Source organism: Paenibacillus sp. Soil724D2, assembly GCF_001427935.1.
Taxonomy (GTDB): Bacteria; Bacillota; Bacilli; order Paenibacillales; family NBRC-103111; genus Paenibacillus_E.
The window spans coordinates 75177-86944 of the sequence record NZ_LMRY01000027.1; the positions used below are offsets into that span (position 1 = coordinate 75177).

Genomic DNA, 11768 nt, shown 5'->3' on the forward strand with positions numbered 1-11768 from the left:
AGATAGGGAGAGACAAACATGACTATTTTATCAACGAATAAAATTAAACTAAACGCTACGCCAAAGGATAAATTCGAGGCTATTCGTATGGCAGGTCAACTATTAGTAGAAGCGGGTCATGTGTCAGCTGCTTACATCGATAAAATGCTGGAACGAGAACAAACTTTATCCACTTATATGGGAAATGGTCTGGCTATCCCGCATGGTACGCAGGATTCCAAATCATTGATTTTATCGACAGGATTGTCGATCGTGCAAATTCCGGAGGGTGTGGATTTCGGTGAAGGAGAAAAAGCCAACTTAGTCATTGGTATTGCAGCCGCGGGCAATGATCATCTGGATATTTTAACGAATGTCGCGATGATTTGTTCCGAAGATGAGAACATGGAGATGATCATGAGTGCGGCGACACCAGAAGAAATGGTGAAAATTTTCGAAAGCGGTATGGAGTCATGAAGGCTGTCCATTTTGGTGCTGGGAATATCGGCAGGGGGTTTATTGGTTTAATTTTGTCCCAAGCTGGTTATGAGGTGATCTTCTCCGATGTGAATGATAGCTTGGTTGAGCTATTGCAGGAGAGGAAGTCCTATAAAGTACGTTTGGCTAACGAGGACCAAGAAACATTCACGGTTTCAAATGTTACAGCAATTAATGGCAAGAACTTAGAAGATGTAGCTAGAGCCGTTGCTGAAGCCGATCTGGTTACCACGGCAGTGGGCGTAAACATTCTGAAACATATTGCGGCTGGCATCGCCAAAGGGATTGAAATGCGGATCGAACGCGGCGCGGTGCCACTTCACATCATTGCCTGTGAGAATGCAATTGGTGGAAGTACGCAGCTGAAAGAACATGTATACGTTCATCTAAGTGAAGATCTGCGAGCTAAAGTAGATGGAAGTATCGCATTTCCTGATGCTGCTGTCGATCGGATTGTTCCCATCCAACATAATGAAGACCCGCTGCAAGTCACGGTTGAGCCCTTCTACGAATGGGTCGTTGACGAGTCGCAAATGCTCGAGGGCTTCCCCCGTATTGAGGGTATCCATTATGTGAAGCATTTGGAGCCGTATATTGAGCGAAAGCTGTTTACGGTCAATACAGGGCACTGCAGCGCTGCGTATCTTGGATATTTACATGGCTTTACGACGATTCAAGATGCGATAGCGAACTCGCAAATCGCCTCGCTAGTGCGTCATGTAATGCATGAGACAGGTGCTTTGCTTATCAAAAAGCACGGCTTCGATCTTGCTCAGCATGAGCAGTATATCGATAAAATAGTGAACAGATTCATCAACCCCCATTTGATCGACGAGGTTACTCGGGTAGGCAGATCGCCGATTCGTAAGTTATCCAGTAATGATCGTCTTGTTCGTCCCGCATTGCAGGCCTATGAGCTCGGGATGAAACCGACTTATTTAGCAATGGCAATGGCAGCTGCCTTCTTATTTAAGGATCAGGAAGATCCTGAAGCTACCCAGATTCAAGCTGATTTGCTAAAGCTCGGAGCAGCCCAAACGATTACGAAGTATACGTCCATTGGTGAAGATCACCTGATCCATGAAATGATAAAAACGCAATATGAACAATTACAACAATCAGATCTATCTTGAGAAAGGGGAGTTCCCAATTGGCTAAAATGATGACAAAACGATTAACTGGCATTGCTGCTTCCCCCGGCATTGCGATAGCGAAAGCTTTTCGGTTGAACAATGATCATTACGTACCTGCCCGTGAGAAGGTGGCAGACGCTCTTATAGAAGTAGAACGTTTCCGTAAAGCTGTTGAAGAAGCGAGACTAGAGTTAGAAGAGATTAAAGATTTGACTGAACAGCGCATGGGTGCAGCGAAAGCTGAAATTTTCGAAGCACATTTGATGCTTTTGGAAGATCCCGATTATATCGATGCTATTATCGAGGGCATTGAAGACGAAATCTTGAATGCTGAATTTAAGCTGCATGAAGTTGCGAGCAGCTTCATCGAAGTGCTTAGCTCTATGGATAACGAGCTGCTCCGGGAACGCGCTAGTGACGTGCGTGACGTCACCGGACGGATCATGAGCCGGCTTCGCGGTGTCTCCTATGCGGCGATTGCGGCCATCAACGAGCCGTGCATTTTGATAGCGGAAGATTTGACGCCATCCGATACCGCACAGTTAAATCTCGATTATGTGCTTGGTTTTGTAACAGAGATCGGCAGCCGTACTTCTCATTCCGCGATCATGGCTCGCTCGCTTGAGGTGCCAGCTATTGTTGGAGCAGGAGCAGCCGCAGCGGAAATCAAAACAGGCACAATGATTATTATGGATGCCGTAGAGGGCACCGTACTCATCGCTCCAAACGATGAAGAGATGGAGACCTATAAAGCTCGTAAAGCAGCATACGATCAGCGAAGAATCGAACTGCAGAAGCTGTTGGATCAGCCTACGATCTCAGCAGACGGGCGCCGCGTAGAATTGGCTGCCAACATTGGCAGTGTGGAAGATTTGCAAAAGGTTTTAGCTAACGGGGCGGAAGGTATTGGTTTGTTTAGGACGGAATTCCTTTATATGGGGCGCAGCTCTCTGCCTAGTGAAGAAGAACAATTCCAGGTCTATAAGCATGTGTTGGAGCGAATGGACAATAAGCCTGTCGTCATACGAACACTCGATATAGGGGGAGATAAAGAACTGCCATATATGAAGCTCCCTGTTGAAAGCAATCCATTCTTAGGCTTGCGCGCGGTGCGTTTATGTCTGAGCAAGCAGGATCTGTTTCGTACACAGCTAAGGGCGCTTCTGAGAGCAAGCAATTATGGACAATTGAAAATCATGTTCCCAATGATTGCCGTTGTAGATGAGCTGCTGGCTGCCAAACAATTGCTTCAAGAAGAGAAAGAGAAGCTAGTTCAAGAAGGCATTGCCGTGTCCTCTAATATAGAGGTCGGTATTATGATTGAAGTGCCTGCGGCAGCGCTAGCTGCGGATTTCTTGGCGAAAGAGGCCGATTTCTTCAGTATTGGAACGAATGATCTTATCCAATATACAATGGCAGCTGATCGGATGAATGAAACCGTTTCTTACTTATACCAACCTTGCCATCCAGCCATTTTACGCTTAATTCAAATGGTAATACAGGCAGCTGCAAAAGAAGGGAAATGGGTTGGCATGTGTGGAGAAATGGCCGGTGACGAAACGGCCATACCGATTCTTCTCGGCATGGGACTCCATGAGTTCAGCATGAGTGCCAGCTCGATTTTGCCAGCGAGAGCTTTAATTAAACAAACCTCACATAGGAAGTGGGCGGGCTACACGGAGCAGATTTTATCCATGAGCAGTCAGGCCCTAATTAAACAATTCGTAGAACAGAAAACAAGGAGTGACTTGAAATGATATCCCAAACCTTTACTGTCCTAAATCCATCCGGCTTTCACGCCCGTCCGACGAAAGTATTCGTTCAAAAGGTTGGCACTTTCCCATGCAAAGTGAATGTGATCAAAGGCGATAAGAAGGTCAACGGCAAAAGCTCGCTTAGCATGCTCACGCTTGGCATTCAACAGAATGACGAAGTCACTTTGGAAGTGGACGGCGAGCAAGAGGAGCAAGCGATCAAAGAGCTAGGGGAGCTGCTGACTCACATCTTCGAAGAATAAGCGAATGACAACCCAGTCCAATTCAATTGAAAAAGCCAGCAGGTTAGTGCCGATAATCATGGCACATACTTGCTGGCTTGTTTCATTAGTTACGAACGTACCATTCACCAGATACCCAATCGGTTGTTTTCCAACGCAGCACATCAGGGGTGGCGAGATGAGCAATTTCTTTGAGGAACTCAAGCTGCTCAAGCTCAGTCATAGGCTTGAAGCTTTTAGCAAAGGCCAGATTTTGTTCCAGCTGCGCCATGGATTCCATGCCGACAATCGCCGTAGATATTGGCAGCGAGAACGTATATTGGAGCGCTTTCTCGTACCAGGGAGCCAGCTTACCGAGCGCCATAACCTTCATGCCAATGACAGCGACACCTTTCTCGTTCGCTTTAGGTAAAAACTCATGAGCGAAGCTGTAAATGAGATGATCCGCTGCAGATAAAGCTACAAGAGCGCTGTCAAAAGGGAACCGTTCAATCGCTTCCAGCTGAACTCTAGGGTTCGTGTGACCGCTGATCGAGATATGCTTGATGATCCCTTGTTCCTTGGCCTCAAGAAGCGCTTCTAGCGCTCCGCCTTTGGCGAAGCACTTATCGAGCTCCTCCATTGTCATGATATTATGCAATCGCCATTCTTCAACGTGATCCGTTTGCAGACGCTTCAGACTTGCTTCCAGCAGCTTCAGGGAACCGTCTCTTGTTCGATCATGCGTTTTGGTAGCAATCCATACGTCATTCCTTCGTCCATCGCGTGCTAATGCTTTACCAAGTCGTTCCTCGGATTGCCCATCCGAGTAGCTTGGTGCTGTATCGAAATAGGTGATCCCTTCGTCAATCGCACGATTGACAATTTGAATCGCTTCCTCTTCCGTACATTGGTGTTCGTCGACAATGCGCTGAGCACCAAAGCTCAGGACAGGAAATGGCTGGCCGGTCGAACCAAACGAACGTTTCTCCACATGATTCACTCCTCGTATGTAAGATGGCGACTTTCATTCTTTCCTATCGTTTCCAAAAGGGATACCTGGTCATACCAAATTGTATTATGAAACATGTTTCCTTCCTACTGATATCGGTTCAAGCAGGAATTAGTTCTCCTCAAGTATAAAATAAGTAAGAGAAGGACGCTAGCATTCGTCAAATTGTTAGCATATTCACAAAAAAAACATGACTTTAGTCCTAGTTTTCGACAAAAAATGATGTATAATAATAAATAAACTTATTATATGTACATATATAACTTTCTTGTTGAATTATTGGAGGGTCAATGACATTTGAACGCTTAAAGCCTTATGACAGCCCAGGATTTCATCTTTGGCAGGTTACGAATCTATGGCAAAAAAATCTTCGTCATGCCCTGCATGATTTGGATCTTACGCATGTTCAATTTATTTTGCTAGCCACCACAGAGTGGTTAAATTCTCAGTCCCCTTTAGGGGATGTGACACAGGTTCAAATTGCCATGCATGCGCACATTGATCCCATGATGGCCTCACAAGTACTTCGTAGCTTAGAAAAGAAAGGGTTCCTCATTCGCAAGGAACATCCCACGGACACTAGAGCCAAGTCAATCTCTTTAACTCCAGCTGGAGAGAGTTTGATATCCAAGGCCTTAGACATTGTCGAGCAAGCCGATCACCGTTTTTTTTCTAAACTGGGGGAAGAACAGGAAACGCTGGCAAGCTTGTTGAGATCCTTAGGGAGCTTGACAACTCACGAAAATTAGATCATAGGGAGAGGTGCCTTGAATATGGAGAAGTCATCACTAATCGGAATCGTTTTAGCTTTTATATCCATTGGTGTGGGTATGGTATTGAAAGGGGCAAGCCTGGTAGCACTGTTGAATCCAGCAGCTGCCTTAATTATTTTCGGCGGTACAGCATCGGCCTTATTTATCGCTTTTTCAATGGATGAAATAAAGAAGATTCCGACCTTATTGAAAATTATTTTTACCGAACAGAAATTAATGCCTAAAAAAGAGCTGATTGAGACATTCATCGACTGGGTGTCCATTACACGCCGTGAAGGCTTACTTTCCTTGGAGAAGCAAGCGGAAGAGCTGTCAGACCCTTTTATGAAAAGCGGCATGCGCCTGATTATTGATGGGAATGACGCAGATTTTGTACGTGACGTATTGCTCGAAGATATTGCTGAAATGGAATCAAGACATAAGAAATTTGCAGGTATTTTTACGCAAGCTGGTACATATGCACCGACACTTGGCGTACTTGGCGCGGTTGTTGGACTCATCGCAGCTCTTGGTAATTTGAGTGAAGTAGAGAAACTGGGTCATCTGATTTCAGCGGCATTCGTTGCAACGATGTTCGGGATTTTCCTTGGTTACGTTATTTTTCACCCATTCGCAAATAAGCTAAAGCAAAAGTCTAAGAAAGAAGTTGAAATTAAGCTAATGATCGTAGAAGGGTTGCTCTCTATTCAATCCGGTGTATCTGCCAATTCCGTGAAGCAAAAAATGATGATCTTCGTTGCCAATAATGAACGTGCGTCGTATGACGAAGATTCGAAGGAGGCCGCTACACAGTGAGTAAAAAGAAGAAGCATGAGGATCATGAAGAACATATTGATGAAACCTGGCTCATTCCCTATGCGGATTTGCTTACCTTGCTTCTAGCCCTCTTTATCATTCTGTTTGCATCCAGTCAGTTGGATTCTAAGAAATACGACTCGATTATGCGGTCCTTGAATAATGCCTTTACCGGAGGGGAAGCGCCCTTCGCCATGTCAAATTTGATTCCGATTGATGATGCGGCGAATTCTACGAAAAATAATTACAAGAACCAGAATCCGCCAACGAAAGAAGAAAGTAAAACCGACAGCCAGCTGGCTGCTAAGCTGCAGAAGGAAGAGAAGGATCTCAAAGAATTAAAGCAAAGCATGGATGCTTACATTAAAGAAAACAACATGAGTGAGCAGCTAACCACGAAGCTGGATAATGAGAAGCTGACCATTACGATTAGTGACCGTGCACTGTTCGATTCAGGGTCGGCTATAATTAAACAGGAATCACAAAAGCTGGCTGTTTCGATGTCTAATCTGCTGGGTAGTTATCCAGGATATGAGGTTCAAGTCGCAGGTCATACGGATAATATCCCGATTCACCGGGCTGACTTTGAAACGAACTGGGATCTAAGCGCCAAGCGTGCGGTCAATTTTATGAAAATACTTCTGAATAACAGTAAAATTGAGCCTGCTTCCTACTCTTCAGTCGGATTCGGTGAATACCGGCCGATTTCAGAAAATGATACAACGGAAGGTAGAGCCAAGAACCGCCGAGTTGAAGTGAGCATCTTGCGCAACATTAAAGCGACGGATGAGATTGCGAAATAAGAGTAATTATCAATGAAGACTAATTAGGCTAAGAGTCGCTAGACTCTGGCCTTTTTTTGTTCAAAAACACATTTGATATCGAGAAGTACGGATTAATTTAACAGCGAAATGGGGATAGTAAAATGGAATTTGTATTGATGAGGAGAGGTTTACATGGAGCCAACAGAACATACATATGAGCATACGTATATCCCGTTAACTACATTATCCAGCGGTGAAGGCAAGGAGATAGCCATTGATATATATGGTTACTGCATTCAGATCGTGAATATTTGTTTCATTGGCAATCCAACAAGCAAGGATAAAGAATGGTTTTTAGTTGACGCTGGTATGCCGCAATCGGCAGATGAGATCATTCGTGTCGCTGAGGAGCGTTTTGGAGCACATAAGAAGCCTACGGCGATCATTTTGACGCATGGACATTTCGACCATGTCGGGGCCATTGAGAGTCTTTTGGAATACTGGGATGTTCCGGTATATGCGCATGAGTTGGAAATCCCTTATTTGACGGGAAAATCCAATTATCCAAAAGGGGATTCTACGGTAAATGGCGGGCTTGTTAGCGAGCTATCGCCACTATTTCCAAACCACGGTATTAACATAGGTAATCATGTACATCCTTTGCCCGCTAAGGGTATCGTTCCTGGACTGACAGGATGGCAATGGATTCATACGCCGGGACACACACCAGGACACATTTCTCTTTTTCGCGCCAAAGATGGTTCATTAATAGCAGGAGATGCCTTCGTTACCGTTAAGCAAGAGTCGCTTTACAAGGTGTTCACGCAAGAACAAGAAATAAGCGGACCGCCAAAGTATTTCACGACAGACTGGCAAGCAGCTGGCGATTCGGTTAGAAAGCTTCGAGATTTACATCCATCTTTAGCGCTAACGGGACATGGAAAACCGATGAACGGTGAAGAACTCAGTCGCGAATTAGGTCGTCTGGCGGAGGATTTCGAGAAGATAGCGATTCCGGAGGAAGGTCGGTTTGTGCATTAGGCTGCATGAATGTATGTCTTCAAAAGTATGGGGCTATCCCAAAAGCCGTGAAAATGGCTGAGGGAAGCCCCACATTATTTTTTATCTGTGTAAATGTAATATTAGGCTTGATATAGGGTATGGGGGTATGGTATATTCAAAATGTGAGGAGGTAATGTTAATGGAACAACATGATAAACAAGAATTACATGAGGACAGCTGCCATTCGGGCAGTGCTCGAAAAAGTCATCATTCTGATAAAACAAAAAACAATTTGATTTCTAGGCTCAATCGCATCGAAGGCCAAATTCGCGGTGTGAAAGGTCTTATTGAGAAGGATACGTATTGTGACGATGTGTTAAATCAAATCGCCGCGGTTCAATCAGCTTTAAACGGTGTTGGGAAACTGCTTCTCGAGCATCATCTAAACAGCTGTGTGATCGAACGCATTCAAGAAGGCGATAATGAGGTTATCAAAGAACTCATGATTACCATGAATAAATTAATGAAATAATAAAGGAGAGATTAGATATGCAAACAGTTACTCTTAAAGTTGAAGGTATGTCCTGCGGTCATTGTGTAAACTCCGTTGAAGGCGCAGTTAAGAAACTTGGAGCTTCCGGCAAAGTTGATTTGAGCGGTGGTTCCGTTACTGTAGATTTCGATGCGTCTAAAGTTTCTTTGGATGCTATTAAAGAAGCAATTGAAGATCAAGGCTATGACGTTGCGAAATAAGATAAATGAGCCGCTGCATGCGGCTCCAGTGTAACACCTATTTTTTTTCAAAAAAATATACCCCATAGGGGTATTTGTGGCAGGGGGAAATGAAATGGCGAAACAATTAGAGCAGCAACAGGCAAGTCTGCAAATTGCTGGCATGACTTGTGCGGCATGCGCGAACCGGATCGAAAAAGGCTTGAAAAAATTAGAAGGTGTTTCAGATGCCAATGTAAATTTTGCCCTCGAGAAGGCATCTGTGATTTATAATCCGACTCAAATCAGCGTATCTGCCATGGAAGAAAAAATACTGGATCTGGGTTACAGCACCGTAAAGGATGCAGTTGATTTTAATATCGTTGGCATGACCTGCGCAGCATGCGCTACACGTATTGAAAAAGGCTTAAATAAAATGCCAGGTGTTAGCAAAGCAACTGTTAACCTTGCATTAGAAACTGCCCATGTTGAGTTTAGCGCTGTCGAAGTGTCAGTAAGTGATATGGTTAATAAAGTTGATCAACTGGGATACAAAGCCATACGTAAAGAGGAGGCGGAAGCTAAAGGCGATTATAAACAAAAGGAGATACATCAAAAGAAAATACAGTTAGTGGTATCGGCAATCCTTTCGCTACCGCTTCTATGGGCCATGGTGAGCCACTTTACATTTACATCATGGATTTACTTGCCAGAATTCATGATGAATCCTTGGGTACAGCTTGTGCTGGCCACACCGGTACAGTTTATTATCGGTCGTCAATTTTATGTAGGAGCATACAAAGCCCTTCGTAATAAAAGCGCCAATATGGATGTACTTGTTTCTCTCGGAACATCAGCCGCGTACTTCTATAGTTTATACCTAACGCTTCAGTGGGCAACTTCTGCTGATGTCCACAACCATGCGCCAGATATGTATTACGAAACAAGCGCAATACTTATTACTTTGATTATCTTAGGGAAGTTATTTGAAGTGTTGGCAAAAGGGAGAACTTCTGAAGCCATCAAGAAATTGATGGGGCTCCAAGCGAAAACAGCATTAGTCATTCGAAATGGTGAAGAAATGGCTATACCGGTTGAGGAAGTTGTCATGGGAGACATTGTTCTTGTAAAACCGGGTGAGAAAATCCCAGTCGACGGTGTAGTTGTAGACGGTTTGTCCGCTGTTGATGAATCCATGCTTACTGGGGAAAGTATCCCAGTCGAGAAGAAAGCTAGTGACGCGGTTATTGGCGCTACAATTAATAAAAACGGAAGCTTAAAAATAAAAGCAACCCGTGTTGGGAAAGAGACAGCTCTCGCTCAAATTATCAAAGTTGTAGAAGAAGCCCAAGGCTCTAAAGCGCCTATTCAGCGTATCGCTGACGTGATTTCGGGTATCTTTGTCCCGATTGTTGTAGGAATTGCTATTGTAACCTTTCTGATTTGGTATATCTGGGTTGCTTCTGGTGAGTTTGCAACTGCGCTGGAAAAGGCTATTGCTGTCCTTGTCATTGCTTGCCCTTGTGCTTTAGGTCTTGCAACACCAACATCGATTATGGCCGGATCCGGCCGCGCGGCGGAATTTGGCATCCTATTTAAGGGCGGGGAACATTTAGAATCGATGCAAAAAGTGCAAACCATCGTGCTTGATAAAACGGGTACGGTAACGAAAGGCAAACCGGAACTTACAGACGTTAAAATTGAAAACATGGATGAAGAAGATACAATCCTTAGATTAATCGGCTCTGCCGAAAAACAATCTGAGCACCCGCTTGCTGAGGCGATTGTTGATGGGATTGTTGCTAAGGGTATCCTACTTACCGCTACTGAGCAGTTTGAAGCCATTCCCGGTTACGGCATTCGAGCCATCGTAGAAGGCAGGGAAGTGCTGGTTGGAACCCGTAAGCTCATGCAGCGTAAAACCATCGACTTCGGTAAAGCAGATACGGCTATGGAAAAGCTCGAATCCGAAGGTAAAACCGCTATGCTCGTAGCGGTGGATAACAAGTACGCAGGTATGGTAGCCGTAGCGGATACGATCAAGGACACATCGAAAGAAGCGGTCTCTCGTTTAAAACAAATGGGCATCGAAGTCATTATGATGACAGGTGACAACAATCGGACAGCGCATGCTATCGCGCAGCAAGTTGGTATTGATCATGTTCTTGCTGAGGTGCTTCCGGAAGGTAAAGCTGAGGAAGTGAAGAAGCTTCAAGGGCAAGGAAAAATAGTGGCGATGGTTGGCGATGGTATCAACGATGCTCCTGCTCTTGCGACTGCAGACGTCGGCATAGCGATTGGGACCGGCACTGACATTGCGATGGAAGCAGCAGACGTAACACTGATGCGCGGAGAACTTACAAGCATTACAGATGCCATTTATATGAGCCGTAAAACGATGACGAATATTAAACAAAACCTATTTTGGGCACTCGGTTACAATACGCTCGGGATTCCGATTGCGGCACTTGGCCTTTTAGCACCCTGGGTAGCCGGTGCTGCTATGGCACTAAGCTCGGTATCCGTTGTGTTAAACGCCTTACGCTTGCAACGCATGAAGTTATAATCGGCATACATGGGAGGGGGGAAAAGGCTTCGGCAAATTTTTTTTGCTGAAGCTCTTTTAATAAAGGCGTTTAAACCATAAGCAATTACTTAATCAAAATTAATTGATTAAGTAATTGCTTTTTAGCTTGTAATGTTATATATTGTTAATAAATCAAAAATAATTGATTAATAAAGCGGGTGAAATAAGTGAAAACAATCATTCCATTACAAACGATACATGCAAAATCCACACCAGACGATTCTTTTTTTGAAACGTATGAAGCAAAATTTAAAGCACTAGCAGATCACAAAAGACTACAGATCATGTATGAGTTAACACAGCGGGGAAAAACCTGCGTATGTGACCTTTGTGATATCTTTGATATGGCTCAGTCTAAACTGTCTTATCATTTGAAAATTCTTTTGGATGCGAAATTGATCACCAAAGAGATCATTGGTACTTGGAGTTACTACGAGATAAACAACTCTGAAGTAAACGGATTACTCTCAGCTGATCTTTGCTGCATATTTAGACCTACTCGTTCTTAATTTTTTTATTTTTAACATCAATTTTTTTTG

At 44.1% G+C, this 11768-nt stretch carries 13 protein-coding genes; 12 read left to right on the forward strand and 1 reads right to left on the reverse strand.

Annotation, left to right across the window (positions count from 1 at the left end):
- Window positions 1-18 precede the first annotated feature (18 nt).
- The 4 genes from ASG85_RS21980 to ASG85_RS21995 are packed head-to-tail and all read left to right on the forward strand — an operon-like array spanning window position 19 to window position 3627.
- Entirely contained in the window at window positions 19-456 is a 438-nt protein-coding gene (locus ASG85_RS21980; protein WP_060647764.1) for a PTS sugar transporter subunit IIA, read from the forward strand.
- Window positions 453-1610, forward strand: a complete 1158-nt coding sequence (locus ASG85_RS21985) for a mannitol-1-phosphate 5-dehydrogenase (RefSeq protein ID WP_060647765.1) — start codon at window positions 453-455, stop codon at window positions 1608-1610. Before ASG85_RS21980 ends, ASG85_RS21985 begins: the two co-directional genes overlap by 4 nt.
- A gap of 29 nt (window positions 1611-1639) precedes the next feature.
- Window positions 1640-3367, forward strand: coding sequence for a phosphoenolpyruvate--protein phosphotransferase (ptsP, locus tag ASG85_RS21990; RefSeq protein ID WP_060647780.1), 1728 nt, complete (start codon window positions 1640-1642; stop codon window positions 3365-3367).
- Window positions 3364-3627, forward strand: coding sequence for an HPr family phosphocarrier protein (locus tag ASG85_RS21995; protein WP_060647766.1), 264 nt, complete (start codon window positions 3364-3366; stop codon window positions 3625-3627). The genes ptsP and ASG85_RS21995 overlap by 4 nt, the downstream gene beginning before the upstream one ends.
- Before the next feature lie 85 nt (window positions 3628-3712).
- Here ASG85_RS21995 and ASG85_RS22000 read toward each other — a convergent pair whose 3' ends face one another.
- Window positions 3713-4579 (reverse strand): aldo/keto reductase, encoded by an 867-nt coding sequence (locus ASG85_RS22000; protein ID WP_060647767.1) that lies wholly within the window; start codon window positions 4577-4579, stop codon window positions 3713-3715.
- A 308-nt stretch (window positions 4580-4887) separates the two neighbouring features.
- Here ASG85_RS22000 and ASG85_RS22005 point away from each other — a divergent pair, with 308 nt between their 5' ends.
- The 8 genes from ASG85_RS22005 to ASG85_RS22040 all read left to right on the forward strand — a co-directional run bounded on the left by ASG85_RS22005 (window position 4888) and on the right by ASG85_RS22040 (window position 11738).
- Window positions 4888-5346: a MarR family winged helix-turn-helix transcriptional regulator gene (locus tag ASG85_RS22005; protein ID WP_060647768.1), complete on the forward strand. Its 459-nt coding sequence runs from the start codon at window positions 4888-4890 to the stop codon at window positions 5344-5346.
- A 24-nt stretch (window positions 5347-5370) separates the two neighbouring features.
- On the forward strand, window positions 5371-6165 hold the full coding sequence (gene motA, locus ASG85_RS22010) for a flagellar motor stator protein MotA (protein ID WP_057307409.1): 795 nt from the start codon (window positions 5371-5373) through the stop codon (window positions 6163-6165).
- Window positions 6162-6968, forward strand: a complete 807-nt coding sequence (gene motB, locus ASG85_RS22015; RefSeq protein WP_057307410.1) for a flagellar motor protein MotB — start codon at window positions 6162-6164, stop codon at window positions 6966-6968. The genes motA and motB overlap by 4 nt, the downstream gene beginning before the upstream one ends.
- Before the next feature lie 153 nt (window positions 6969-7121).
- Window positions 7122-7970, forward strand: a complete 849-nt coding sequence (locus tag ASG85_RS22020) for an MBL fold metallo-hydrolase (RefSeq protein ID WP_057307411.1) — start codon at window positions 7122-7124, stop codon at window positions 7968-7970.
- A gap of 160 nt (window positions 7971-8130) precedes the next feature.
- Complete coding sequence (locus tag ASG85_RS22025; RefSeq protein ID WP_235549480.1) at window positions 8131-8463, forward strand: metal-sensitive transcriptional regulator; 333 nt, start codon at window positions 8131-8133, stop codon at window positions 8461-8463.
- A 17-nt stretch (window positions 8464-8480) separates the two neighbouring features.
- Window positions 8481-8684 (forward strand): copper chaperone CopZ, encoded by a 204-nt coding sequence (gene copZ / locus ASG85_RS22030; RefSeq protein WP_057307413.1) that lies wholly within the window; start codon window positions 8481-8483, stop codon window positions 8682-8684.
- Between the two features lie 94 nt (window positions 8685-8778).
- Complete coding sequence (locus ASG85_RS22035) at window positions 8779-11208, forward strand: heavy metal translocating P-type ATPase (protein WP_057307414.1); 2430 nt, start codon at window positions 8779-8781, stop codon at window positions 11206-11208.
- A gap of 215 nt (window positions 11209-11423) precedes the next feature.
- Window positions 11424-11738 (forward strand): ArsR/SmtB family transcription factor, encoded by a 315-nt coding sequence (locus tag ASG85_RS22040; RefSeq protein WP_060647781.1) that lies wholly within the window; start codon window positions 11424-11426, stop codon window positions 11736-11738.
- The last annotated feature ends 30 nt before the right edge of the window (window positions 11739-11768 follow it).